Origin of the sequence: Nocardia sp. NBC_00511 (assembly GCF_045161165.1) — a bacterium.
Taxonomy (GTDB): Bacteria; Actinomycetota; Actinomycetes; order Mycobacteriales; family Mycobacteriaceae; genus Nocardia.
This window is the reverse complement of record NZ_CP107849.1, coordinates 7684185-7708380: the sequence shown is the minus strand read 5'-3', so window position 1 is coordinate 7708380 and position 24196 is coordinate 7684185. Positions and strand designations below refer to the sequence as shown.

At 69.0% G+C, this 24196-nt stretch carries 23 protein-coding genes; 12 read left to right on the top strand and 11 right to left on the bottom strand.

Features of this window, described 5'->3' with window-relative positions:
* Positions 1–63: 63 nt before the first annotated feature.
* Complete coding sequence (locus OG300_RS35865) at positions 64–915, bottom strand: LLM class flavin-dependent oxidoreductase (RefSeq protein ID WP_405488776.1); 852 nt, start codon at positions 913–915, stop codon at positions 64–66.
* A 225-nt stretch (positions 916–1140) separates the two neighbouring features.
* Between OG300_RS35865 and OG300_RS35860 the strand changes: the two genes are divergently transcribed.
* The 4 genes from OG300_RS35860 (at position 1141) to OG300_RS35845 (ending at position 5066) form a co-directional block, all read left to right on the top strand.
* A complete protein-coding gene (locus OG300_RS35860) occupies positions 1141–1848 on the top strand; it encodes a hypothetical protein (protein WP_405488774.1) in 708 nt (235 codons plus the stop codon).
* A 135-nt stretch (positions 1849–1983) separates the two neighbouring features.
* Positions 1984–3342 carry a WS/DGAT/MGAT family O-acyltransferase gene (locus tag OG300_RS35855; protein ID WP_405488772.1) on the top strand — a complete coding sequence of 453 codons (1359 nt, stop codon included), beginning with the start codon at positions 1984–1986 and terminating at the stop codon, positions 3340–3342.
* Positions 3343–3363: 21 nt separating this feature from the next.
* Positions 3364–4152, top strand: a complete 789-nt coding sequence (locus OG300_RS35850; protein WP_405488770.1) for an RluA family pseudouridine synthase — start codon at positions 3364–3366, stop codon at positions 4150–4152.
* Positions 4153–4286: 134 nt separating this feature from the next.
* A complete protein-coding gene (locus tag OG300_RS35845; RefSeq protein WP_405488768.1) occupies positions 4287–5066 on the top strand; it encodes a metallophosphoesterase in 780 nt (259 codons plus the stop codon).
* A gap of 3 nt (positions 5067–5069) precedes the next feature.
* Here the strand turns inward: OG300_RS35845 and OG300_RS35840 are convergent, their stop codons facing one another.
* On the bottom strand, positions 5070–6140 hold the full coding sequence (locus tag OG300_RS35840) for an AraC family transcriptional regulator (RefSeq protein WP_405488766.1): 1071 nt from the start codon (positions 6138–6140) through the stop codon (positions 5070–5072).
* A gap of 95 nt (positions 6141–6235) precedes the next feature.
* On the opposite strand from OG300_RS35840, the gene OG300_RS35835 reads away from it, so the two are divergent.
* The 4 genes from OG300_RS35835 (at position 6236) to OG300_RS35820 (ending at position 11478) form a co-directional block, all read left to right on the top strand.
* Entirely contained in the window at positions 6236–7693 is a 1458-nt protein-coding gene (locus tag OG300_RS35835; RefSeq protein ID WP_405488764.1) for a flavin-containing monooxygenase, read from the top strand.
* A 107-nt stretch (positions 7694–7800) separates the two neighbouring features.
* On the top strand, positions 7801–9918 hold the full coding sequence (locus tag OG300_RS35830; RefSeq protein ID WP_405488762.1) for an ATP-binding cassette domain-containing protein: 2118 nt from the start codon (positions 7801–7803) through the stop codon (positions 9916–9918).
* On the top strand, positions 9915–10679 hold the full coding sequence (locus OG300_RS35825) for an energy-coupling factor transporter transmembrane component T family protein (RefSeq protein ID WP_405488760.1): 765 nt from the start codon (positions 9915–9917) through the stop codon (positions 10677–10679). Before OG300_RS35830 ends, OG300_RS35825 begins: the two co-directional genes overlap by 4 nt.
* A gap of 142 nt (positions 10680–10821) precedes the next feature.
* The gene (locus OG300_RS35820; RefSeq protein ID WP_405488758.1) at positions 10822–11478 is read left to right on the top strand and encodes an ammonium transporter; all 657 of its coding nucleotides are present in this window, start codon (positions 10822–10824) and stop codon (positions 11476–11478) included.
* 45 nt (positions 11479–11523) lie between these two features.
* Here the strand turns inward: OG300_RS35820 and OG300_RS35815 are convergent, their stop codons facing one another.
* A complete protein-coding gene (locus tag OG300_RS35815; RefSeq protein WP_405498816.1) occupies positions 11524–12822 on the bottom strand; it encodes a lipase family protein in 1299 nt (432 codons plus the stop codon).
* A 278-nt stretch (positions 12823–13100) separates the two neighbouring features.
* On the opposite strand from OG300_RS35815, the gene OG300_RS35810 reads away from it, so the two are divergent.
* The 3 genes from OG300_RS35810 to OG300_RS35800 all read left to right on the top strand — a co-directional run bounded on the left by OG300_RS35810 (position 13101) and on the right by OG300_RS35800 (position 14792).
* Complete coding sequence (locus OG300_RS35810) at positions 13101–13778, top strand: YitT family protein (RefSeq protein WP_405488756.1); 678 nt, start codon at positions 13101–13103, stop codon at positions 13776–13778.
* Positions 13779–13849: 71 nt separating this feature from the next.
* The gene (locus OG300_RS35805; RefSeq protein WP_405488754.1) at positions 13850–14266 is read left to right on the top strand and encodes a DUF4260 family protein; all 417 of its coding nucleotides are present in this window, start codon (positions 13850–13852) and stop codon (positions 14264–14266) included.
* Positions 14259–14792, top strand: a complete 534-nt coding sequence (locus tag OG300_RS35800; protein ID WP_405488752.1) for a TetR/AcrR family transcriptional regulator — start codon at positions 14259–14261, stop codon at positions 14790–14792. Before OG300_RS35805 ends, OG300_RS35800 begins: the two co-directional genes overlap by 8 nt.
* A gap of 26 nt (positions 14793–14818) precedes the next feature.
* Here OG300_RS35800 and OG300_RS35795 read toward each other — a convergent pair whose 3' ends face one another.
* The 4 genes from OG300_RS35795 to OG300_RS35780 all read right to left on the bottom strand — a co-directional run bounded on the left by OG300_RS35795 (position 14819) and on the right by OG300_RS35780 (position 19429).
* On the bottom strand, positions 14819–17095 hold the full coding sequence (locus OG300_RS35795) for an ATP-dependent DNA ligase (RefSeq protein ID WP_405488750.1): 2277 nt from the start codon (positions 17093–17095) through the stop codon (positions 14819–14821).
* A gap of 88 nt (positions 17096–17183) precedes the next feature.
* Complete coding sequence (locus OG300_RS35790; protein WP_405498815.1) at positions 17184–17492, bottom strand: antitoxin; 309 nt, start codon at positions 17490–17492, stop codon at positions 17184–17186.
* 48 nt (positions 17493–17540) lie between these two features.
* Complete coding sequence (locus tag OG300_RS35785; RefSeq protein WP_405488748.1) at positions 17541–18692, bottom strand: MBL fold metallo-hydrolase; 1152 nt, start codon at positions 18690–18692, stop codon at positions 17541–17543.
* A gap of 11 nt (positions 18693–18703) precedes the next feature.
* Complete coding sequence (locus OG300_RS35780; RefSeq protein WP_405498814.1) at positions 18704–19429, bottom strand: enoyl-CoA hydratase; 726 nt, start codon at positions 19427–19429, stop codon at positions 18704–18706.
* A gap of 82 nt (positions 19430–19511) precedes the next feature.
* On the opposite strand from OG300_RS35780, the gene OG300_RS35775 reads away from it, so the two are divergent.
* Positions 19512–20642 (top strand): NAD(P)-binding domain-containing protein, encoded by a 1131-nt coding sequence (locus tag OG300_RS35775; RefSeq protein WP_405488746.1) that lies wholly within the window; start codon positions 19512–19514, stop codon positions 20640–20642.
* 6 nt (positions 20643–20648) lie between these two features.
* Here the strand turns inward: OG300_RS35775 and OG300_RS35770 are convergent, their stop codons facing one another.
* The 4 genes from OG300_RS35770 to OG300_RS35755 all read right to left on the bottom strand — a co-directional run bounded on the left by OG300_RS35770 (position 20649) and on the right by OG300_RS35755 (position 24192).
* Positions 20649–21509: an aldo/keto reductase gene (locus OG300_RS35770; RefSeq protein ID WP_405488744.1), complete on the bottom strand. Its 861-nt coding sequence runs from the start codon at positions 21507–21509 to the stop codon at positions 20649–20651.
* 62 nt (positions 21510–21571) lie between these two features.
* The gene (locus OG300_RS35765) at positions 21572–23122 is read right to left on the bottom strand and encodes a carboxyl transferase domain-containing protein (RefSeq protein ID WP_405488742.1); all 1551 of its coding nucleotides are present in this window, start codon (positions 23120–23122) and stop codon (positions 21572–21574) included.
* A gap of 112 nt (positions 23123–23234) precedes the next feature.
* Complete coding sequence (locus tag OG300_RS35760) at positions 23235–23837, bottom strand: ATP/GTP-binding protein (RefSeq protein ID WP_174562575.1); 603 nt, start codon at positions 23835–23837, stop codon at positions 23235–23237.
* Positions 23818–24192: a DUF742 domain-containing protein gene (locus OG300_RS35755; RefSeq protein WP_067531005.1), complete on the bottom strand. Its 375-nt coding sequence runs from the start codon at positions 24190–24192 to the stop codon at positions 23818–23820. The genes OG300_RS35760 and OG300_RS35755 overlap by 20 nt, the downstream gene beginning before the upstream one ends.
* Positions 24193–24196: the final 4 nt, after the last annotated feature.

The window sequence follows — 24196 nt, the reverse complement described above, 5'->3', positions numbered from 1 at the left end:
TGCACCGCAGAATTCCACTGGACCACAGGGGAATCGAGCCGGCCGCCGTTTCGCCGCGGGAGGTCAGCGGGCCGCCCGGGCGGCGGCGACCGCACCACGGACAGCCGGAGCGACCTCGGCGGCGAAATGCAGTGCGGCCCGGTCGCCTTCCGGATCGACGGGCAGGATGAACTGACTGATGCCGTGGGCCAATGCCAGATCGGCGAGCTGGGATGGGGGCATGACCGGGTCGATGGCGTAGGCGCGGCGGATCAGGGCGGGGACGCGACCGGCGGCGCGGGCCCCGGCATCGATGGCCGCCATCAGCTCCGGGAGGCGATCCGGCGGGGCGTAGGGGGCGCTGCCGAACCAGCCGTCGGCCAGTTCGCCGGTGAGGCGCAGCGCGCGCGGACCGTAGACGCCGAACCAGATGCCGATCGGATGCACCGGGGGCGGACCGGGTTTGGCCCCGTGCAGCGAGTAGATCTCGCCGTCGAGCTCGGCGCGGCCCTCGCCCCACAGGGCGCGCAGCACGGTGACCGCCTCGCGCAGCCCGGTCAGGGCCTGACGCGGGGTGCGGCGGTCACCGCCCATGGCCTCGATGGCGTCCCAGAACGCGCCCGCGCCCAGCCCGAGTTCGAGGCGGCCGCCGCTGAGCAGATCGAGGCTGGCGGCGCTGCGGGCCAGCACGGCGGGCGGGCGCAGCGGGAGGTTCACCACCGCGGGCATCAGGGTCAGGGTGCGGGTGACGGCGGCGAGGTAGGACAGCAGGGTCCAGGTGTCGAGGAAGGCGGGCTGGTACGGGTGATCCTGGATCGCCAGGATGTCCAGACCGGATTCGTCGGCCTGGCGCACCAGGCGCAGCAGGGACCGGCCGCGCGCCGCCTCGGGCGGAACGAAGATCCCGAACCTCAGCTCATGCCCGTAATCCGCCATAGCGAATACGAAGCTACCGCGACGGCGGCGGGGCGGCGGCGAGCGCGTGTCGGCTCGGCGAGTCCGAGCGGCGGCTGGTGTTTCAGATCGTGATCAAGCGGCAACCGGAATCCATAACCCTTGCCGGGCAACGAATTACAATCGAAGCCGGGCCGCTCGGAGGATTCGGCCCGATTCGCGGCGGTCGGCCGCCCCGCGCGGCGACCGGGTGGAAGGACGTGCGCGATGCAGTCACACAGCACGCTCGACATGGCACACAAACACCTGCGGCGCGTGGACACCGATGCCCTGGGCCATGCCCGGAACCGCTTGGCGGAGACCGGAATAGCCCGGCTGAGCTTCCTGCTTCCGTACCGGGTCAGGCGCATGCTGGCCGCCGAGGCGCTCACCGTGCTCGACCACCACCGGCAGTGGGGTGAACGGCTGCCCGAGGCCCAGGACCTCCCGCGCCGCCCGGTCGACCTCGACGAGCCGGAGGTCACCGCGCACGCGCCCGCCATCCCCCAGCTCTACGACTGTGAATCCTTGCGCGACAACCTGTCCGTGATCGCCGCGGAACCCGTGCTGCCGTTCCCCGGCTGCCATCGCTTCACCGTCAGCCGCGCCCATCACGACGACTCGGCGGGCCAATGGCATTGGGAGCAGCACGCTTTCACCCTCGTGCTGATCGTGGAGTGCCCGCCACTGGAGGAGGGCGGATTCGTGCAGACGGTGGCGCACACCGACCGCGACTGGGACCATCACGACGTCTACCGGACCTTGACGCGCAACCCGATTCACTCCTGGGAACTGCACCCCGGCGATCTGTACCTGATGCGCACCGACACCACCCTGCACCGGGTGCACCCGTTCACGCACGGCCGCCGCACCGTGCTGGCCATGACCTTCGCCTCCCGGGCAAACCTGGAGCAGACACGCGACGCCATTGCCTGATGTTTACGCTCGACCGCACGGGCAATGGCGAATCCAGTAGAGTGATAACCTGATTCACTGTTCACGCAGCGGGGGGCAGCGTCGCCGAACCCGTCCACTCCGGGCAGCTCTGCCCAAGCGGTTTAGGCGACTCCGATGGACCTTCTCAACCCTCTCGACGCTATCTTCCTGGCCATCGAATCCCGCGAGCATCCGATGCACGTGGGCGGTCTGCAACTGTTCGAGCCCCCGGCGGACGCGGGACCCGAATTCACCCAGCAGCTCTTCGAGGCGATGGCCGCGAAGACCGATGTGCGCACCCGTTTCCGACGCCACCCCAGTCGCCGCTTCGGCGGCTTCTCCAGCGTCGCCTGGAACCATGCCGAAACCGTCGATCTCAATTACCACCTGCGCCGATCCGCCCTGCCCGCCCCCGGCGGCATGGGTGATCTGCTGGATCTCACCGAACGCCTGCACGGCATCCTGCTCGACCGCCACCGCCCGCTGTGGGAGGCCCGGCTGATCGAGGGCCTGTCCGACGGCCGTTTCGCGATCTACATGAAGATGCACCACGCGCTCATCGACGGCGTCTCGGCCATGCGGCTGCTGCAACGCACCCTCACCGACGACCCGCTCGACACCCACGTCAACGTCCCGTGGGTGACGCCGCCGGTGGTTCGCGACGACTCCCCGGAGCCGGTGAGCCCGCTGACCCAGGCGAGCCGGGCACTGCCGCGAATCCTGCGCGGCGCCGGGTCGATTGCCGCACCGTTGCGGGGCGCGCTCGACGGCCGCCTCACCCTGCCGATGACCGCCCCGCGCACCCCGTTCAACGTCTCCATCGGCGGCGCGCGCCGGGTCGAGGTGCGGTCGTGGCCGCTGGAACGCATCAACCATGTCCGCCGGGCCACCGGCGCGACCGTCAACGACGTGGTGCTGGCCATGAGCGCCGCCGCCCTGCGCGGCTACCTGCTCGACCACAACGCGCTGCCCGACGAACCGCTCATCGCCATGGTGCCGGTGAACGTGCGCAGCGCCGCGGAATCCGATGCGTCCGAAGGCAATATGGTCGCGGCCTGCCTGGCCAACCTCAACACCCACATCGCGGATCCGGTGGCGCGGCTGGAAGCCATCACCACCTCCATGCGCGATGCCAAACAGGTCTTCACGCAGCTGCCGAAGCTGGAGGCGATGCTGCTGTCGGCGGCTCTCATGACGCCGCTGGGCGTTTCGCTGATCCCGGGGTTCGAGGCGCTGCCGCGGATGCCGTTCAACCTCGTCATCTCGAACGTGCCGGGTCCGCGCAAGCCGGTGTACATGCAGGGCGCGCGGCTGGACGCCAACTATCCGCTGTCGATTCCGTTCGAGTCGCAGGCCATGAACATCACCCTCACCACCAACGGCGACCACCTCGATTTCGGACTGGTCGGCTGCCGCCGCACCATCCCCGATCTCGATCGCGTCGTCGACCACCTGGAGAACGGACTCGCGGAGCTGGAGCGGGCCACCCGCTGAGCGCTCACTACCCTGGAGCGGGTGGAGACAGCTTGGCCGCGACTGCGTGAACAGTGCCTGATCACCGAGGACGAGGCGATCCTCGCCCTGAACAAGCCCGCGGGCATCTCGGTGACCGGTGAACGCCACGACACCGACATGGTGGAAATGGCTGCCGCACAGGGCGAGACGCTCTATCCGGTGCACCGCATCGACAAGGTGACCTCGGGGCTGGTGCTGCTGGCCAAGCAGCTGCCCGCGCACGGGCAGCTGACCCGGCAGTTCAACAAGCGCACCGCGCGCAAGGCGTACCTGGCGGTCACCGAATCCACCGGGCTGCCCGAACGCGGCGTCATCGATCTGCCGTTGAGCGTCGGCCGCAAGAACCGGGTGCGGATCGCCGCGCCCCGAGAGCTGATCCGGCGCGAGGGCGACACCTGGCTGGTCGACCCGCGGGATGTGCTGGCGGGCAAGTCGTATCCGTCGGTCACCGAGTTCGTCACCGTCGCCGCCACCGCATCGCACACCGTGCTGGCGCTGCGGCCGATCACCGGGCGGCGGCATCAGATCCGCGTGCACCTGGCCTGGATCGGGCATGCCATCGCCGGTGATCCGCTCTTCGATCGCTCCGGCAGCGTGGCGCGCACCCATCTGCATTCGTGGCGACTCGGCCTGGACGCGGACTGGCGGCCCGGCGGCGTGCTCGAGCTGGAGGCCGAGCCCGGAGCCGACTTCTGGCAAATCGGCGGACTGCCCGCGGTGGGCGACCCCCGGCAACTATTGAGCCGCGCAGGCGAACTCATGACGCGGGCCACAGTCGAAGGTCATTGATATCGGTTCGCTATATAGCGTGGCGGGTCTCACGAAGGCGGTATCCGGGCAGGTCATTTAGCCTGAATGAGGTGCCGCGGTGCGGGCGGCAGCCTCGGGCGCAACGATGCGGCCTTTACAGAAAGCGAACGCCGATGGTTCTGCTGGCTCAGCTCAGTGACACCCATTTCGATCTGGGCGCACGCAATGTCCAACGCGCAGAACGGGTGATGGCCTTCCTGGCCGAGCTGCCGCAGCGCCCCGACGTCATCATCGTCACCGGCGATATCGCCGACCGCGGCGAAACCGGCGAATACCAGCAGGCGCGAGCCACCCTGGTCGCCGATGTCCCGGTGCTGATCCTCCCGGGCAATCACGACGACCGCGCCGCCATGCGCGAGGTGCTGTTCCCGGGCAGCACCGGCTACGACCCGATCAACCAGTCCTTTCGCGTGCCCGGACTCACCCTGGCCCTGCTGGACTCCAGCATTCCGGGCAAGCCGGACGGCTTCCTCGAGGAACAGACCTTCACCTTTCTGGCCGACCTGCTGGCCGCCACCCCCGCCGACGACGCGGTGCTGGTGGCCATGCACCATCCGCCGGTCGCGGTGCACTCGACCGTGGTGGATCCCATCCGGCTCGGCAATCCGGAGCGGCTGGCCGAGATCGTGGCGGGCGACGACCGCATCGCCGCCGTCCTCACCGGGCACGTGCATTCCGGGCTGATGACCCAGTTCGCGGGCAAACCGCTGATCGTCGCGCCGAGCGTGGCGTCGACCATCGGCGGCGAATGGGAAACGGCCGCACCGGGACACGTGCCGATCGACTTCGCGCCGGACCCGGCGCTGATCTTCCACTCGATCACCGACGGGCGACTGCTGTCGATGTTCCGGCCGCTGTCCGTGCGCGGCAGGCTCGGCTCGCCCGAGGAATAGCGTTCAGCGGCGCGCGGGCGGGGTGATCGCGCCGCGCCGGTAGGCCGACGGGGTGGTGCCGGTCCAGCGTTTGAAGGCGTGGATGAAGGTCGACGCCTCCGCGTAGCCGAGCCGGATCGCCACATCGCTCACCGAAAGCGGTGTGGCGGTGAGCATTTCCTCCGACAGCGCGCGGCGCACCTCGTCGAGCAGCTGGCGGTAGCTGGTGCCCGCCGCGTCCAGATGACGGCGCAGGGTGCGGGTGCTCATGTTCAGATCCCTTGCCACCGCGTCGATTCCGGGCGGCACCGCGTAACCGTCCAGGCCGCCGCGTGGCACCAGTAGTTCGCGCACCTCGGCGGCGATGCCGGTGCGGGCCCGCCGCCGCGACACCAGCTCCCGGCACTGGGCCAGGCACATGGCCCAGGTGTGCTCGTTGGCCTGCGGCAGCGGCTGCTCCAGCAGTGCCGGGTCGAGCGTGAACAGGTTGTGCTCCTGCTCGAAAGTCGGTCGCAGACCATAGATTTCGGTGTACAGGTCCAGATTCGACGGCGACGCGAAGTCGAATTCGGCGCGCAGCAGCTCGACATGGCGACCCAGCAGGTCCGAGAGCATCTGGTACATGGCGGTGACGTCGCGCTCCACCAGGAAGCGGCGCACGTCGGCGGGCACCCGCTCGTCGTGGATGCGGGCCACGAATTCGCCGGGCCGCCAGCGGGCCGCCGGAATGCAGAAGGTGAAGCTCAGCTCCAGGTAGCGCAGCGCGAAGGCGATGGCCTCGCCGAGGGTGGGGCTCGAGACGCAGGCGAAGCCGAAGATCCCGAAGGTGGTGATCCGGTAGCGCCGCCCGACCTCCAATCCGAGGTTGGGCCGGTCCCCCAACTCGCGCACCAGGTTCCGGATCACCGCGAGTTCGGTATGGGCGTCGATCTGCGCGTCCGGGTCGATGAGCTGCCGCTCCCCCAGTCCGCTGCCCTGCAGAATGCGCGCGGTCGGCACCCCGTGCTCCCGCGCGAAACCCGCCATCAGTGCCACGCTCGCCACCCCGCGCGGGAAGTCCCAGTCGCGGATTCCCGCCTCCTGCACCGTGCTCATCATCCGATTATGGCCGAAATTCTCGATTATCTCGCCCACCAAATCCGGTGACCGCTTCTACCCTGAAGAACAGTCTTCGATGTGAGGAGCACCACATGCCGTCGATCATCATCATCGGCGCGGGGTTCGGCGGCCTGGGTATGGCGATCGAATTGCAGCGCAACGGCTTCCGCGAGTTCACCATCCTGGAAAGGGCCGCCGACCTGGGCGGGGTGTGGCGGGAGAACACCTATCCGGGGGCCGCCTGCGATGTGCCGTCGCCGCTGTACTCGTACGCCAGTGAACCCAAACCGAAATGGCGGCAACGCTATTCGACCCGCGAAGACATCGTCGCCTACATCCACGGGGTCGCCGGAGCGCATCGGCTGACCGACTCCGTGGTGTTCGGCGCGGACGTCACCGACGCCGACTACGACCAGCACACCGGGCAGTGGCAGGTGCACACGTCCGATGGCGTGACCCGCACCGCCGACATCCTCATCTCCGCGGTCGGACAGCTCTCCCGCCCCGCCCTGCCGGACATCCCCGGCCTCGACCGCTTCGCCGGAGAGTCGTTCCACTCCGCGCGCTGGGACCACGACGTGAAACTCGAGGGCAGGCGGGTGGCCTGCATCGGCACCGGGGCCAGCGCCATCCAGTACATCCCGGAGATCCAGCCGGGGGCCGCGCGGCTGACCCTGTTCCAGCGCACCGCCGCCTGGGTGCTGCCCAAATTCGACACCGACTATCAGCCGATCCATCAGCGGATCCTCGCCCGGATCCCGGGAATGCCGGTGGCCGAACGGTTCTCGTGGTGGGCCATCGCCGAATTCGTGGCGCTCGGGCTGGTCGAATACCCCGGCATCGTGCGGATGGTGTCGCGGATGGCCGAGAAACACCTCGAGGAGCAGGTCACCGACCCGGAGCTGCGCGCCAAGCTCACCCCGGACTATCCGATCGGCTGCAAGCGCGGACTGTTCTCCAACGACTACTTCCCCGCGCTCACCCAGCCGAACGTGCGACTCGAGACCACGCCGATCAGCGAGATCGTGGCGGAGGGCGTGCGCACCGCGGACGGCGTCCTGCACGAGGCCGACGTCATCATCTACGGCACCGGCTTCAAGGGCACGGAATTCCTGTGGCCCATGCGGATTCGCGGCCGCGACGGCATCACCCTGTCGGAGGTGTGGGCGGACGGCGCGCACGCCTACCTGGGTCTGACCGTGCCCGGCTTCCCCAATCTGTTCATGGTCTACGGGCCCAACACCAACCTCGGGGTGGGCTCGATCATCTACATGATCGAATCGCAGACCCACTACATTCGCCGGGCCGTACAGCTGCTCGCCGAGCGACCGGGGCACGCGCTCGAGGTGAAAACCGAAGCGGAACAGGTCTACAACACCGCTTTACAGGAGCGACTGGCCCGGACGCCCTGGAATTTCTGCTCCAGCTGGTATCGGACGGCCTCGGGCCGCATCACCAACAATTGGCCGGGCACCACCCGCAGCTACCGCCGCCGCACCCGGACGATTCGCCCGGCCGACTACACCTTCGGACCGGCCGGCAGCCGGTAGGCAAACCCCGGCCCGGCCCGGCCCGAATGTGGCGGGCGTGACGGATCCCTGTGGAGATGTTGAGAGGACGCGGTGGGCACCCCCTCGGACACGGCAGACTGGTAGGCGTGACCGATTCGTACCGGATACGCGGAGCCCTGGCCGACACGGCCGGGGTGGCCCGCAAGTCCGCCCCGCCGCTGCCGCACGGGCCGCTGCGCCCCATCGAACTGGCGGCCGCCGCCGTGCTGGGCGGCGCGACCGTCGGGCTGGTGACGATCGGGTCGCTGGTGCCGTTCGCGGCGGCGCTGCAACTGGTGGCCGCGGTGCCGATGGGATTGCTGGCGCACCGCCATCGATTCCGGGCCCAGCTGGCCACCACCATCGCGGGCACGCTGGTGACCTTCGTCGCCGCGGGACTGATGCCGGCGGCGAATCTGGTCGGGGTGGCCGTGATCGGCGGCATCATCGGGACGGTCAAGCGGCGACGCGGCGGACTGCCCGCGGTGTTCGGACTCTCGACGCTGGCCGGGCTCGGCATGGCCACGCTGTCGGTCGGCGCGCTGCTGGTGTTCGGGCAGTCGCGGCACCTGCTGTTCGACAGCATCCGCAATACCGCCAAGGGCATTCAGAACCTGGCCGCCAAACAATCCGCACTGGAACCGCTCGGGCGCGCGGTCGCGAATTTCACCGAGACCGTGCTGCATTGGTGGTGGCTGTTCATCGGCGGCGGCATCGTCGCGGGCATGGCGGTCAGCGGGGTGGTGTCCTGGTTCGTGCTCGGATCGGTGCTCGACCGGCTGGCTTGGCTGCCCGGCCGCGACGACCTGCTCGACGCGCCCGCCGACGATCGGCCGGTGGCCCCGCTGCCGGTCACCTTGCGGCAGGCCAGCTTTCGCTATCCCGGGGCGCGCACCGACGCGCTGCTCGACATCGACCTGACCGTCGACGTCGGCGAGTTCGTGGCCATCGTCGGCCACAACGGATCCGGAAAGTCCACGCTCACCCGGCTGCTCGCGGGCCGCCCGCCCAGCAGCGGCACCGTCACCCGGCCCGGATCGGCGGGCCTGGGCCTGCTCGGCGGCACCGCCATGGTGTTGCAGCGGCCCGAGAGCCAGACCCTGGGCGTCCTGGTCGCCGACGACGTGGTGTGGGGGCTGCCGACCGCCGACGCCGCGGCCGTCGACATCGACGCACTGCTCGGCGAGGTCGGCCTGGCCGGAATGGGCGGGCGCGAAACCGCCACCCTGTCCGGCGGACAGCAGCAGCGGCTGGCCGTCGCCGCCGCGCTGGCCCGCAAACCCACGCTGCTGCTGGCCGACGAGGCCACCTCGATGATCGATCCACAGGGACGACGCGACCTGGTCGCACTGCTGGCGGCGCTGCCGCGACGGCATCCGATGGCGGTGGTGCTGGTGACCCACCACGAGGCCGACGCCGCGGCCGCCGACCGGGTGGTGCATCTGCGGGACGGCCGCTCGGTCGCGCACCTGCCCGCCTGGCCGCGCCCGGCGCGCGAACCCCGCCGCCGCCCCATCGGCGACCCCGTCCTCGAATTGCGCGGCGTCTCACACACTTACCACCCCGGCACCCCGTGGGACGCGCCCGCCCTGCACGACATCGACCTGACCGTACGACGCGGTGAAGCGCTGCTGGTGGTCGGCGGCAACGGATCCGGCAAGTCCACGCTGGCCTGGATCATGGCCGGACTCACCGTCCCCACCGCGGGCAGCTGCGTGCTGCGCGACTTCCGCGGCGGCAAGCCCGTGCACAAGCGAATCGGCAAGGTGCAGCTGGCTTTTCAGCATTCCCGGCTGCAACTGCAACGCCAGGACGTGGGCTCGGAGATCGAGGACTGGGGCGGGCGCGGCACCTACGCGGTCGCCAAGGCGCTCGACGCCGTCGGCCTGGATCGGGCGCTGGCCTCGCGATCGGTCGAGGAGCTCAGCGGCGGGCAGGCCAAACGGGTGGTGCTGGCCGCCATCGTGGCCAGCCACCCGCAGGTGGTGGTGCTGGACGAACCGCTGGCCGGACTCGATCCGGAGAGCCGCGCCGGAGTGGTGGAACTGCTTGCCCGGCTGCGGGATTCAGGGCTCACCCTGATCGTCATCTCACACGACGTGGCCGATATGGCGGCGGTCTGCGACCGCACCGTGCACCTGCGCGACGGACGCCTCGTCGACGACGAATCCGGCGCGACCGTCCGCGGTGACGCCGTCCGGCAGATCAGCGGAGGCATTCGATGAGCGGCATCATCCTGCGCGAGGTCCCGGGCGACAGCGTGGTGCATCGACTCTGGGCGGGCACCAAAATGATCGGCGTCTTCGCCGTCAGCATGGTGCTCATGTTCATCCCCGACTGGTGGATGCTCGGCGGCACCGCGGCCTTCCTGATCCTGGTGTGGCTGCTGGCGAAACTGCCCGTGGGCACGCTGCCGCGACTGCCGTGGTGGGTGTGGGCGGGCATCGCGCTCGGCGCGGCCATCAACGCCCCGGTGGGCCTGAGCGCGGTGACCCGGTACGCACAGGTGATCGTGTTCGGATTCCTGCTGCTGGGCTTCTCGTTCCTGGTTGCCTGGACTACGCCGATGGGCGCGGTGGCGCCCGCACTGGCCAAACTCGGTGCGCCGCTGCGGCGCATCCACTGGACCCGCGGCGGGGTCCGGCACTCGGTTCCGGTCGACGAATGGGCCGTCGTGGTGGCGCTGACGCTGCGCGGGCTGCCGCTGCTCATCGAGGAAATGCGGGTGCTGCGGGCCGCACGCAAGCTGCGGCCCAAAGACTCACTCGCGCAGCGGGCATCGGACAATCCGCTGGTCGACATCCTGACCGCGAGCATGGCGGTGTCCAGCCGACGGGCCGGGGAGCTCGGCGAGGCGATCACCACCCGCGGCGGCACCGGCGAATTGACCGCGCGGCCGGGCGCGCCGGGCCGCACGGACGCGGTCGCGCTGCTCGTGGTCGGACTGCTCTGCGCGGTGGCGATCGCGGTCGAAATACTGATCTGAGGCTCTCGAGCCGAAAAATAGCCGGATTGTCGGTGACGCGCGCTACGGTACTTCCTGTAGAACGCGTTGCTGCTTTGCGACATGGGCTCACTCCGGGGAGGGGAATCTTTTTCGTCGAGCCATGTGTTGCCTCGAAAACCTGATGAAGATTGGAACAGCCATGATGCTGCGCAAGATCACCGCGATCGCCGCACCGGTCGTGACCGCCGTCGCCATCGCCGGAGCCGGCGTCGCGCACGCCGACCCAGCCGTACCCGACATCGGGTACACCACGAGCCTGGCCGGCAACACCGTCGTCACCACCCTCACCAACGGCACCTTCGAATTGACCGACGGCACAGCCGAAATCAAGGACAGCTCGGGCGCTACCGTGCTGAGCCTGCCGCTGGCCTTCGAACAGGACGGCCTGAGCTACCCGATGCCGGGCGCGATCAGCGACAACGGCGCGACCCTGTCGCTGACCGCCGTCAAGGACGTGGCCGCGGCCACCCCGGTGCTGCACCCGGTGGCCTCCAACAACGAAAACCAGCGGGCCCTCAACAATTTCAGCAGCCAGTTCGGAATCGCCACCGCCGTAGGCAGTTTCATCGGCCTGACCATCGGGGCCGCCGTCGGCGCCATCGGATTCATCGGCGGTGCTTTCGGTTTGGCCACGGTGCCGATCGCGGCCGGTATCGGTGCGCTCATCGGCACCCTGGTGGTGGGCGGCCCGACACTGCTCATCGCGGGCATGGATCTGATCAACGCCCTCAACGCCGCGCCCGGCACCTCCCGGTGGGCGCAGCCCGGCGACCACTGATCGCAATCCCCTGCTGTGCGGGCCTTTTCGCCGCACGGCAGGGGGTCACCGAACGTTGCATCCGGCGGGGGCCGGGGTACCGGCGAAACGGTCCGCCAGGAAGTTCATCGCTCCGGTCGATTCCACGATCGCGGCCGGATTGTGGCCCGGGATACCGGAATGCACGGCGGTGAGGTTCGCGCCGAGCGCACAGTAGCGGTCGACCAGCGCGCTGAAGCCCGCCACGGGGACCACGTCGTCGGACGTGCTGTGGTACAGGTACAGCGGGACGTCGGGGGCCCAGCCGCCCAGTTCCTGATGCCCGGTGGCGGCCAGGAACGCCTGGCTCTCCAGCAGATTCGGCGTGTTCGAGTAGTCGTCGACATGTCCTTGCAGGTGACTCGCCACCAGATCGCCGCCGCATGCGGTGGCCTCCCGCGCCAGTAGCGCCCGGCCGTTGTCGTTGAGTTCGTCGCTCAGTCCCGACGCGGAATCGTCACGCGCCAAGGCGATCAGGATGAGGGCCGCCAGTCCGGCCTGATATCCGCCGTCCACACCGCGTGCGATGGCCGGGATATCGGCGGGGACACCGCCGGACGTCACCCCCGCGAACCACAGGTCCGGTGCGTAGCTCGCCCGCAGCTGCATCGCCCACAGGGTGGCGAAGGCACCGCCCGAGTAGCCGAAGGCACCCAGTGGACTGGCCGCCGTGATACCCAGGGGTGCAAAGGATCTGGCGGCACGCACGCCGTCCAGCACGGCCCGGCCGGAATTCACGCCGTCGAAGAAGCGGGACTGTGGACCCTCGTAGTCGGAGACCACCACCGCCCAGCCGCGCGCCAGCACCTCGGCCAGGAACGGCACGTCGAGCAGGGTGGTGGCGATCGAGAAGTCGCGGCCGCCGCGCAGCGCGAACGATGGGGCGCAACGGGTTCCGAGACTGTCCTCGGCGATCTGATACGACAGCAGCGGCCGGTCGCCCGCGCCGGTCCACGGCGTGATCGGGGACAGCACGGTGGCCATGTCGGCGTCGGCGGCATCGTCGGAACCGGTGGTGCGGTACTGCAATTGCCACCCGGCCACCGGAAGCGGCAGGCCCAGTACGGATATCGGACGCGAGTTGAGGACGTCACCGTCGGCGTGCTCACCCAGATCGATCGGGGCGGCGTAGAACGGATCGTCGTCGGGGAACGGGATGTCGGCCCGGGTCCCCGGCATGACCAGCGCTCCGGCCAGCAGCGTCACCGCACCGATCAACCAGGCGCGCAACCATATTCGGCGGTGCCGTGACCCGGACGGTCGCGTCCGCGAACCCTCCGCGAACTCGCCGGTGGTTGCCCCGAACCATGCGTCATCCCGCCGCATCACGCCTCCAGCGTCGTATCCACCGACGCTCCAGGCACCACGGGCTCGCTGTCCGCGCCGATCAGAAACTCAGGCGCATCGGAAAACTCAAGTTAACTCCGCGATCTCGCGCGGTCAACGGCGTCCCGCGCGTCGTAGCGACGACGTTGCGGGTGTCGCGACCGGTCTGCCTGTTGAGATCGACATAGCGGAGTCCGGGAAGAATATATCCAGATAGCGGTCCAGCTCTTGACAACTGGATCTGGCGATTGCAAGCCAGTTGCCCGCATGCTCGGTCAATGTTGTTGCGCCGCCTCATCGCCCTGGCCGTCGGACTCTGGTTGTACGGCACCTCCATGGCCGTGATGATTCGCGCGGCGCTCGGGCTCGATCCGTGGGATGTCTTCCATCAGGGCGTGACCGACCACCTGCCGCTGAGTTTCGGCACGGTGGTGGCGATCACGGGGGCATTGGTGCTGCTGGCGTGGATTCCATTGCGGCAGAGGCCAGGCGTGGGGACGGTCAGCAACGTGGTGGTGATCGGGGTGGCGGTGGACGCGGGACTGCGGCTGCTGCCGGAGCTGGACGGCCTGGCGCTGCGGATCGGCGCGATGGTGGCGGCGGTGGTGCTCAATGCCGTCGCGACCGTGCTCTACATCGGCGCGGGCATGGGGCCGGGGCCGCGCGATGGCCTGATGACTGGACTGGTCCGGCGCACCGGCAAACCGGTGTGGATGGTACGAACCGGGCTGGAGGCCACCGTGCTGTGCGTGGGCTGGATCCTCGGCGGCAGCCTCGGCGTCGGCACCCTGGTCTACGCGTTCGCCATCGGGCCGCTGATCCAGGTGATGATCCCGTACGTCGACCGGTTCCTGCCCGGCTTCCACCCCGCACCCGACCCGGCGACCGTCGAGGCCGGACGCGGCGGCACCATCGAGCCGATGGCCGCCCGACCTGGCACGCACCACCAGGGTTGACAGGCTAACGGCGTTAGCCTTAACATGGTGGCTAACAACGTTAGCCCCTGCTGAAAGCCCCGGAGGGTCCCATGACCACCATCGCCAACGCCACCACCGCCCACCGTCTGCCCGCCATCCTGCGCAAGCTCGGCTGGGCCGCGGTGACGATCTTCCTGGCCGCCTTCGCCATCCTCGAAGGCGTGAATCACGGCGGCTGGTCATGGGGCGCGCTGGCGGCCGGGCTCATCGCACCCGACCTGACCTTCTTCGCGGCGATCGGCGCGAAGGATCCGGTCCAGCAGGGGCAGCTGCCGCGACAGGCGGTGCCGTTCTACAACGCGGCGCACATCATCTGGATCCCCCTGGCGCTGGCGGTCGCCTACAGCTTCGGCCCGTTGCAGGCCCCGGCGCTGTTCACCTTCCTGGTGGCGTGGATGCTGCACATCGGCATCGACCGGGTGGCCGGATACGGGCTGCGCACCAAGGACGGATTCAACCGTGGCTGAGCTCAACTCGGCGCTCACCGAGCGGCAGCGGCAGATCGCCGCGGCCGCTCGCGCGCTGCTCGACGACCGTGGGCCCGAGGCGCTCACCATGCGCAATGTCGCCGAAGCGCTCGGCATCAAAGCGCCCTCGCTGTACAAGCACGTGCCGGACAAGACCGCCCTGGAAACCCTGGTCGTCGCGGACGCCTTCGCCGAACTGGCCGACGCCCTGGAAACGGCGGCGGCACAGGGACTTCCGGAGCTGGCGCGGGCTTACCGCGACTACGCCGTGACCCACCCGCACCTGTACCGGCTGATGAACTACCGGCCGCTGCGCCGGGATCTGCTGCCCGACGGTCTCGAAGCCGCGTCCGCGCGCCCCCTCGCGGCGGTCGTCGGCGGAGATCCGGATCTGGCCCGCGCCCTCTGGGCCTTCGCGCACGGCATGGTGAGTCTCGAGATCGACGGCCGATTTCCCGAGGACGCCGATCTGACCGCCGCCTGGCGGGCCGGACTCGCCGCCTTCGCCGAATCACCTTCGCACTGAACGACTTCCACCGACGGCCGCAGGATTCAGTCCGCGCCGGGGATCCAGGCCGGATGCCACAGGCGACCGGTCTCGGTCCAGTTCATGAAGCGGACCGTGCCGGTTAGCTTCGGGGTGACCCACACCGCGTCCTTGCGCTCCGCGGCGGTGAGGTCGTTGTCGAAGGGGACGGTGGCGCGTTCCAGGCGACGCAGGCGGATGGCCAGATCACTCATCTCCTGCTCGCCGAAACCGATGCCGACGCGGCCCAGGTAGTTCAGCTTGCCCTCGTGCGGGACGCCCACCAGCAGGGAGGCGAACGGACGCACCTGGGAGCGGCGGTAGCCGCCGATCACCACCGGCAGCGTGCGCCAGTTGCGGGTCTTGATCCAGGACTGGCCGCGGCGGCCGGGTAGGTAGACCGAGTCGCGGCGCTTGGCGATCACGCCCTCCATGCCGTGGTCCTGGCTGTAGCGCAGCGCTTCCGCTCCCGAGCCGGTCAGGCGCGGCGGGACGATGAGCGAAGATGATTGCGCGGCAAGGGCTTCCAATACTCGGCGGCGGTCCTCGTAGCGTTTGCGCACCAGCGATGTGCCGTCGAGGTACAGCAGATCGAAGGCCACGAACACCGCGCGGCCCGAATCCGCCCGCAGCAGACCGAGATTCGCGCTGCCGTGGTCGTCGAACACGACCGCCTCGCCGTCGAGTACCGCGCTGTGCCCGGCCAATTCGGTGCCCAGTATCGACAATCCGGGGTACTTGCCGGTGACCACGTGCCCGGCCCGGCTGCGCAGGGTGAGGATGCCGTCGTCGAGCTCCGCGATCAAACGGAAGCCGTCCCATTTGGTCTCGAAGGCCCAGTGTTCGGCGTCCAGGGTGGTCACGTCACCGGCGGTGGCGAGCATCGGGGCGAGTCCGTGCGGCAGCGGCACGGGCGGGCGGGCGGCCGAAACCGGATGTGCCCCATTGCCACTCGGCGCGTCCGCTACTTCCCCGGGTGGAGACTGGTCCTTCATCAGATGCATCAGCCACTGATTGCCGTTGGTCCGGATCAGCGCGTACCGACCCGTCAGCCGCTCCCCGCGCAGCCACACGATGACCTCGTCGTCGCGCCACTTCTCGGTTTCGTAGCTGCCGGTATCCCAGAGGGTGACCGCGCCACCGCCGTACTCGCCGCGCGGAATCGTGCCGTGGAAGGACAGGTATTCCAGCGGATGATCCTCGGTGTGCACGGCCAGCCGGTTCTCGTGGGTATCCGTCGGCGGACCCTTGGGCACCGCCCAGGACACCAGCACACCGTCGCGTTCGAGGCGGAAGTCCCAGTGCAGGCGGCGGGCGTGATGCTCCTGCACCACGAAACGGTCATCGGTGCTCGCCGACGGCCGTTGCGGCGGAACAGGTTCCGGAGTGCGGGCCGGATCACGCATGGAGCGGTAGGTGTCGAGACGATCCGGTGCGGGCGCGGCGTCCAGTCCGGCGAGCAGGTCGCCGTCGCGCTGCCAGCGCTCCAGGACTTCACCGAAGTGCAGGTGCCGCAGCTGTTCCGGCTGTTCGAACTCCTCCCACGCACGCGGCGCGGCCACCCACGGTTCGGCGCGGCCGCGCAGTGAGTACGGCGCGATGGTGGTCTTGGCCGGATTGTTCTGACTCCAGTCCAGGAACACCTTGCCGCCGCGCGCCGACTTGGCCATGGTCGCGGTGACGAGTTCGGGACGCAGCTGGGCCAGGTTGGTGGCCACCTGCTTGGCCACCGCGGACGCGCCGTTGGGTCCCAGCGCCCGATCCAGCGGGACGTAGACGTGAATTCCCTTGGAGCCGCTGGTGACCGGGAACGCCGTCAATCCCACCTCGCGCACCACGTCGCGCAGGATGAGCGCCACCTCCGCGCACTGCGCCAGCCCGGCCCCGGGACCCGGATCCAGATCGAAGACCAGGCGGGTGACATCCCCGACCTCGGGGCCGTCGAAACACCATTGCGGGACATGCAGTTCCAGCGCGGCCTGCTGACCCAGCCACGCCATCCCGGCGACCGTATCGATGAGCGGGTACACCACCGGCCGATCGGAATGCCGAACGGTCCTGCGCTCCAGCCACTTCGGCGCGTGCTCGGGCAGGTTCTTCTCGAAGAACGACTGCTCGTCCACCCCGTTCGGCCAGCGCTTGCGGGTGACCGGGCGCAGCGCGATATGCGGCAGCAGCGCGGGGGCGACGGCGGTGAAATAGTCGATGACCTCACCCTTGGTGGTGCCCGTTGCCGGGTACAGCACCTTGTCGAGGTTGGTCAGCCCAACCTCGATGCCCCCGAAATCCCGGCGGGACCTCATGGCAGCAGTCTAGATAACCCAACGGGCCGTGCGGGTCAGCGGCGCGGACGCCACCGACCCGGACGGCCCGTGAAGACAACCGGCACGACTAGGCCGGAGGCTGTTCCCCTTCCGGGGCGGGTTCCGCAGCCGGGGCCGGCTCCGGGGCGGGTTCGGCCGCCGCCTCGGCGGGTGCGGGCTCGGCGGCCGGAGCCGCTTCGGTCGGCGCTGCCGCCGCGCCGTCGGCCGGAATCGCGTTCTTGACGGCTTCCGCGCCCTTGTCGATCTGGGAGGAGAACTTGCCCCCGGTCTTCTCGTCGATCACACTGCCGGCCTTGTCGACGGCCTGCTCGATCTTGTCGGCGTTCTGGGCCGCCACTTCCTTGCCCTTGCCGACCAAGCCCTTGAGCGTGTCCATGAAACTCACAGCAAGTGCTCCTTGTCTCTCGGTCAATCGGTCAATCGGTCACTGGCGAACATCTTCCCACCAGGAATCCCGTGGTGGGAGGCCAATCGGGTCGATCCGCTGCCCCGGCTTCGGCACGGCGACCTCGGTTCCCGCCTGGCGCGCCGCCTCGACCATTCGCGTGACCGGCTCGGACCAGCCGTGGAAGGCCAGATTGAAGGTGGCCCAGTGGATCGGCACCAACACGCCGTATCCCGGATCGCCCACGCACAGATCGGCGTGCGCGCGCACCGCCTCCTCCGGATTCATGTGCACATCCGGCCAGTGCCGGTCGTAGGCGCCGATCGGCAGCAGGGTCAGATCGAACGGGCCCAGCCGGGCGCCCGCCTCCGCGAAAGCCTTGGTGTAACCGGTGTCTCCGCCGAAATAGACGCGGCGGGTGGGACCCGCGATCGACCACGACGCCCACAGCGTGGTGTTGCGCACCAGACCGCGGCCCGAGAAATGCCTGGCCTCCGAACAGGTGATCACCAGATCGGTGCCGTCATCGTGCGCGCGCTCCAGCTCCGAGAGCGAAACCGATGCGGCCCAATCCAATTCGACGATCCGCGCCTCCGGCACATTCCAGTGCCGCAGATGCGCGCCGATGCCGATCGGCACGATGAACACCGCCTGCTGGGTCTCCACCAGCGCGGTCACCGTGTCCTGATCCAGATGGTCGTAGTGATCGTGCGAGATCAGGATGGCGTCCAGCGGCGGCAGCTCCGAGATCGCCGACGGCACCGGATGCAACCGGGCCGGACCGACCAGCTGCGACGGCGAAACCCGCTCGCTCCACACCGGATCCGTGAGCACCCGGTAGCCGTCCACCTCCACCAGGCAGGTGGCGTGCCCGTACCAGGTGACCGCCAGATCCCCGGCCTGCGCCGGCAACTCCGGCGTCACCAGCGGGATGGCGCCCGGCGGGCGGCCGTGATTGCGCTGCGTCGCCAGCTGATAGAGCACCTCGGCCATCGACCCGGTGATCTGACTGCTCGGCTCGGTGTTGTGGAACTGCTTGTTGCGGTAGGTCCTCGCCCCGCGCGCGGTCGGCGCGATCGCGGCGATCGACGCCCCCATGGCGGAGGGAATCCCCCACGCCGCCCGGACCAACCAGGAAATTCCGAAAGCACCCGCTGCCATACCTACCAGTTTCCGCGAAGTCGCGGCCATGCGCTTCTCCTTCATCGGCCAGAGAACTTCGCGACCCGCTTCTCCTGCCGGGCCACGCGAGCTTCCTGGGCATCGGCGCTGCTCCACGCGGCGGCCAGCGCGGCGCGCTGAGCCTCGGTGTCCGCGCCGCGGGTGTCGTCGTCGTTGAAGACCAGCTTCATGTGCCGCAGCGACAGCGGGGCGAGCTCGGCGATCCGATGAGCCCAGGCCTGCGCGTCCTGCAGCGTGCCGATCTTATTGGCGAATCCGAACGCGTAGGCGTCCTCGGCCGAAATACGTTCCGCGCCCAGCAGGATGGTGCGCGCGGGACCGGATCCGATCAGCGACGATAGTCGGCGCACCGTCCAACGATCAACGGAGATACCGAGTTTCGCGGCCGGAACGGCGAGGAACGAACCCGCCTCCATCACCCGCAGGTCCGAGGCCAGGGTGATCTGCACCCCGGCGCCCAGCGCACCGCCGTTGATCGCGGAGATCACCGGCACCGGCACCGTTTCGATGGTGTGCAGCATGGCGAGCAGCTGGTCGAGGAACTCGTCGGAGTGCACCCCGTCCAGGTCCGCGCCCGCGCTGAACAGCGGCGTCGCCCCGGTCAGCACGATCACCCGGGCCGACGCCGCGGCCTCCTCGACCGCCGCGCGCAGCAGTCCGATCAGCTCGAGATTGAGTGCGTTCCGGCGTTCCGGACGCTGCAGTTCGATGGTGACGACCTCACCATCGTGGCTGACTCCCAGCATCTGTCCCTTCCCCACTGTCCACGCACCTGCGCTGTCTACCCATTGAACGGTTCTCACTCTAAGTGGGCGTACCGTCGGGTCGGTGATCGCGACACCCGATATCGACATCCTTGTGATCGGTGCCGGGCAGGCCGGACTGTCCGTCGGCTACCACCTCCAACGCCTCGGATTACGGCCCGAACAGGACTTTCTCATCGTCGACCACGCACCCGCGGCGGGCGGCGCGTGGCAGTTCCGGTGGCCTTCTTTGACTTTGAGCACAGTCAACCGCGTGCACGACCTACCGGGCATGTCGTTCGAGGAGACGCTGCCCGAGGGATCGGAGAACGCGCAGGCCGCCACCGCGGTGCCGCACTACTTCGAGCTCTACGAGAAACGCTTCGATCTGCGCGTGCACCGGCCGGTCACGGTGACCGTGGTGTGCGACCGCGCCACCGCCTCCACCTGCCCCGATCAGCAGGTCGACGGGCTGCTGCACGCCGAGATCCGGCCCGGGGAACCGGTGACCACGCGCGGGCTGGTCAATGCCACCGGCACCTGGGACAAGCCGTTCATCCCGTACTACAAGGGCGCCGAGACGTTCGCCGGACAGCAGCTGCACGCCCACGATTACCGCAGCGCAAGGGAATTCGAGGGTCGGCAGGTGGTCGTGGTGGGTGGCGGCATCACCGCCATCCAACTGCTGGACGAGATCTCACAGGTCACCGCGACCACCTGGGTCACCCGGCGCGAACCGGTGTTCCGCGACGGTCGGTTCGCGCCCGAGGACGGTCGCGCGGCCGTCGCCATGGTGGAAGACCGTGTGCGGCGCGGACTTCCGCCCGGCTCGGTGGTTTCGGTGACCGGACTGCGCGAGGACGCGCGGGTGCGGGCCATGCGCGAACGCGGTGCGCTGGCACGGCGGCCGATGTTCGACCGCATCGAGCCCGGCGGGATCCGCTGGGCGGACGGTGACTTCCAGCGCGCCGACGTGATCCTGTGGGCCACCGGATTCCGCAGTGCCCTGGACCATCTCGCGCCACTGCGCCTGCGCGGGCCCGGCGGCGGCATCACCATGACCGGGCGGCTCGCCACCCAGGTGGCCTCGGATCCGCGGATCCACCTGATCGGTTACGGGCCGTCAGCCAGCACCATCGGCGCGAATCGGGCCGGGCGGGCCGCGGCGGTCGAACTCACCGAATACCTGGGACTCGCTGCGCGACAGGCTGATTGAGCGGACTCAGGCGGTCGGGGCGTCCATCGCGAACTCCGCCGGATCGCCACCCTGCCGCGCGCCCTTGTCGATGCCCGCGATCTGCGTCATCTCCCGGCCGGTGAGCTCGAAATCGAAGACGGCCAGGTTCTCCGCCATCCGCGCCGGGGTCATCGACTTCGGGATCGCGACATTGCCCAGCTGCATGTGCCAGCGCAGAATCACCTGCGCCGGAGTGCGATTCAACTTGTCGGCCAGCGCGATGATCACCGAATCGTTGAACTCCGCGCCCCGCCCCAGCGGACTCCACGCCTCGGTGACGATGCCGTGCGCGGCATGGAAGGCCCGCAACTCCGACTGCGCGAAATACGGGTGCAGCTCGATCTGATTGATCGCGGGGGTCTCCCCGGTCTCGTCGATGACGCGTTCCAGATGCTCGCGGTCGAAATTGGAGACGCCGATCGACACCACCCGGCCCTGCCGCTTGAGCGCCTGCAATGCCCGGAAGGTGTCGACGTAGAGGTCCGCGGACGGCACCGGCCAGTGGATCAGGAACAGATCGATCCGATCCAGGCCCAGCCGTTGCAGACTCGCGTCGAACGCACGCAGGGCCGCGTCGTAGCCGTGGTCGGCGTTCCACAGCTTGGTGGTGACGAACACCTCGTCGCGCGGCAGCCCCGACTCCCGCACCGCGCGGCCCACCGCGTCCTCGTTGCCGTAGAAGGCGGCGGTGTCGATGCTGCGATACCCGAGCTCCAGCGCGGTCACGATGGTCGAGACCGCCTCGTCCCCGGCCACCTTGTACACACCGAACCCGAGCTTGGGCATGATCTGGCCGTCGGCCAGCACGATGGCCGGGATGGAGCTGGTCTCACTGCGGTACGTCACCATTCCGACCGTAGCAGCGAAAGGGCCTGGCTAACTCTTGGCTTCCAGGCGAAACGGTGTGATCAGTCCCGCAATCCGAGCCTGCGGTAGCGACGGTGACGCTCGCTCAGCAGCTTCTCGGTGGGCAGCGCGGTCAGCTCCGCCAACTCCTCGGCGATCGCCTCCACCATGCGCAGCGCGAAATCCACCGGCTCCTCGGCCGCGTCCGGATACTCGTGCACGATCCGGTCGACGATGCCGTCCGCCTCCAGATCCACCGCCCGGATCCGCTGCGCGGCCGCCAGGTGCGGCGCGTGCCAGGTGTCACGATGCACGATCGCGCTCGCACCCTCCGGCGGCAGCGGCGCGAGCCAGCCGTTCGCGGCCGCCAGCACCCGATCCGCGGGCATCAAGGCCAGCGCGCCACCGCCACTGCCCTGACCGAGCAGCACCGACACCGTCGGCGTATCCAGGGTCACCAGATCGGCCAGGCAGCGCGCGATCTCGGGCGCCAGCCCACGCTCCTCCGCCTCCCGCGACAACGACGCCCCCGCGGTGTCGATCACCAACACCAGCGGGATCCGCAACTGCGCAGCCAACTGCATGCTGCGCCGCGCCTCCCGCAAAGCCGCCGGACCCATGGTGTGCTCCGGCGACTGCCCGGCCCGATCGTGACCGAACACCACACACGGCTGACCGCGGAAACGGGCCAGCGCGTGCGCGACCGTCCGATCCAGCTCGCCCTGACCGGTGCCGGACAACGGAACCCGATCCGTCACATGCCGCAGCAGGTCACGAATGCCGGGACGGTCACCGCGCCGGGAGATGAGCACCGTCTGCCAGGCGTGCACCTCCGCGGTGTCGAGCACCGCCAGCCCGCCACGCTCCTGCGGACCCGCCAGGAACGCACCCACCCCGGCCGCGTGCTGCGTTGGGGTGGAAGGCTTCTCGGGTAGCGCGGCCGGAGGATCGCAGCACACGCTCAGCACCCGGTGCGCGATCCGGCGGAACACCCGCACCGGGACCACACCGTCGATAACGCCACTGCGGTAAAGGTTTTCGGCGGTCTGCACACCCTCGGGGAACTTGCGACCGTAGAGCGCCCGATAGACCCGCGGCCCCAGGAACCCGATCAGCGCGCCCGGCTCGGCAAAAGTCATGTGCCCCAGCGAACCCCACGACGCGAACACGCCGCCCATGGTCGGATCGCGCAGATACACCAGATACGGATGCCCGGCCGCCTTGTGCACGGCGATCGCGCCCGCGACCTTGACCATCTGCACGAAAGCGACTGTGCCCTCCTGCATTCGGGTACCACCGGAGGTCGGCGACGCGAGCAGCGGCAGACCCAGCTCGGTCGCGCGCTCCACCGCCGACACGATGCGCTCGGCCGCGGCCACCCCGACAGAGCCTGCGAGGAAAGCGAATTCGCACGCGATCACGGCCACCCGCCGTCCGCGCAGCAACCCCTCCCCGGTCAGCACCGACTCGTCGATGCCCGATGCGGACGCGGCAGCCGACAGCTCCGCCCGGTAGGCGGGCGACGCGGCAACCGGCACCGGCGGTCGATCCCAGCTCACGAACGAACCGGGATCGAGCAACTCGCCGAGCAATTCCCGCGCCGAAATGGTCATGAGGCATCAGCGTAGCCAACCACCGGCCTCGCCCCGGGTCACGGCTCGCGCCGAGACATCGAGGTGACATCGCGAACCGCGGCGACCGACGCCGCCGCAATCCGATACTGCGTCAGTAGCCCTGCACAACCTTGCGCAGGGCGTACTCGGTCACCGCGACGAGCGCCTGTTTCACCGGCTCGCGGCGACGGGCGTCCATCGAGAGGATCGGCACATCCGCGGGCACCGCCAGCGCCTGACGGATGTCCTCGACCGGATACCGTGGCGCATCATCGAATTCGTTGATGGCCACCAGGAAGGGTAGGTTCCGCGCCTCGAAGTAATCGACGGCCGCGAAACTGTCCTCCAACCGGCGAGTATCGACCAGCACCACCGCGCCGATGGCGCCGCGGATCAGGTCGTCCCACATGAACCAGAAGCGGTACTGGCCCGGCGTACCGAACAGGTAGAGCACCAGGTCGTCGGCCAGGCTGATACGGCCGAAATCCATGGCCACCGTGGTGGTGGCCTTCGACGGGACCCCGGTCAGGGAGTCCACGCCGACACTGGCATTGGTCACCAACGCCTCGGTGCGCAGCGGAACGATCTCCGACACAGCACCGACCAGGGTGGTCTTGCCCACACCGAAACCGCCGGCCACCACGATCTTGGCCGAAGTGGGCTTGCTGGTGCGGGTATCGACCTGTGTCGTCGAATCAAATACGCCGGAGTCCACTGAGAACCCTTTCGATCAGCTCGCGACGTTCATCGTCGCTGGAATCGTCTTTCAATGTCGCCGATACCCGCACATGGCCGGCTTCGATGAGGTCGGCGACCAGCACCCTGGCGACCCCGATCGGGATACCCAGGCGTGCGGCTACTTCGGCAACCGACGGCGATTCTCTGCACAACTCCACGATTGACGTCTCGATGTTGGTGAGTTCGAACTGCCGCTCGAGGGCGACCGGATGCGATGCGACGAGCGCTTCCAAAGCGAGCTCCACCTTCGGCCGGGTGCGACCGGCCGTCAGTGAATATGGGCGAACCAAGCTCGGTTCGGCGCTCCCAACGCGTTCGTTGTCTATGTCCATCCCG

Coding starts and splice junctions, on each gene's coding strand:
- OG300_RS35865 (WP_405488776.1), bottom strand. CDS start 915: ATGGCGGATTACGGGCATGAGCTGAGGTTCGGGATCTTCGTTCCGCCC.
- OG300_RS35860 (WP_405488774.1), top strand. CDS start 1,141: ATGCAGTCACACAGCACGCTCGACATGGCACACAAACACCTGCGGCGC.
- OG300_RS35855 (WP_405488772.1), top strand. CDS start 1,984: ATGGACCTTCTCAACCCTCTCGACGCTATCTTCCTGGCCATCGAATCC.
- OG300_RS35845 (WP_405488768.1), top strand. CDS start 4,287: ATGGTTCTGCTGGCTCAGCTCAGTGACACCCATTTCGATCTGGGCGCA.
- OG300_RS35840 (WP_405488766.1), bottom strand. CDS start 6,140: ATGAGCACGGTGCAGGAGGCGGGAATCCGCGACTGGGACTTCCCGCGC.
- OG300_RS35835 (WP_405488764.1), top strand. CDS start 6,236: ATGCCGTCGATCATCATCATCGGCGCGGGGTTCGGCGGCCTGGGTATG.
- OG300_RS35825 (WP_405488760.1), top strand. CDS start 9,915: ATGAGCGGCATCATCCTGCGCGAGGTCCCGGGCGACAGCGTGGTGCAT.
- OG300_RS35820 (WP_405488758.1), top strand. CDS start 10,822: ATGAAGATTGGAACAGCCATGATGCTGCGCAAGATCACCGCGATCGCC.
- OG300_RS35815 (WP_405498816.1), bottom strand. CDS start 12,822: ATGCGGCGGGATGACGCATGGTTCGGGGCAACCACCGGCGAGTTCGCG.
- OG300_RS35810 (WP_405488756.1), top strand. CDS start 13,101: ATGTTGTTGCGCCGCCTCATCGCCCTGGCCGTCGGACTCTGGTTGTAC.
- OG300_RS35805 (WP_405488754.1), top strand. CDS start 13,850: ATGACCACCATCGCCAACGCCACCACCGCCCACCGTCTGCCCGCCATC.
- OG300_RS35795 (WP_405488750.1), bottom strand. CDS start 17,095: ATGAGGTCCCGCCGGGATTTCGGGGGCATCGAGGTTGGGCTGACCAAC.
- OG300_RS35790 (WP_405498815.1), bottom strand. CDS start 17,492: ATGGACACGCTCAAGGGCTTGGTCGGCAAGGGCAAGGAAGTGGCGGCC.
- OG300_RS35785 (WP_405488748.1), bottom strand. CDS start 18,692: ATGGCCGCGACTTCGCGGAAACTGGTAGGTATGGCAGCGGGTGCTTTC.
- OG300_RS35780 (WP_405498814.1), bottom strand. CDS start 19,429: ATGCTGGGAGTCAGCCACGATGGTGAGGTCGTCACCATCGAACTGCAG.
- OG300_RS35765 (WP_405488742.1), bottom strand. CDS start 23,122: ATGACCATTTCGGCGCGGGAATTGCTCGGCGAGTTGCTCGATCCCGGT.
- OG300_RS35755 (WP_067531005.1), bottom strand. CDS start 24,192: ATGGACATAGACAACGAACGCGTTGGGAGCGCCGAACCGAGCTTGGTT.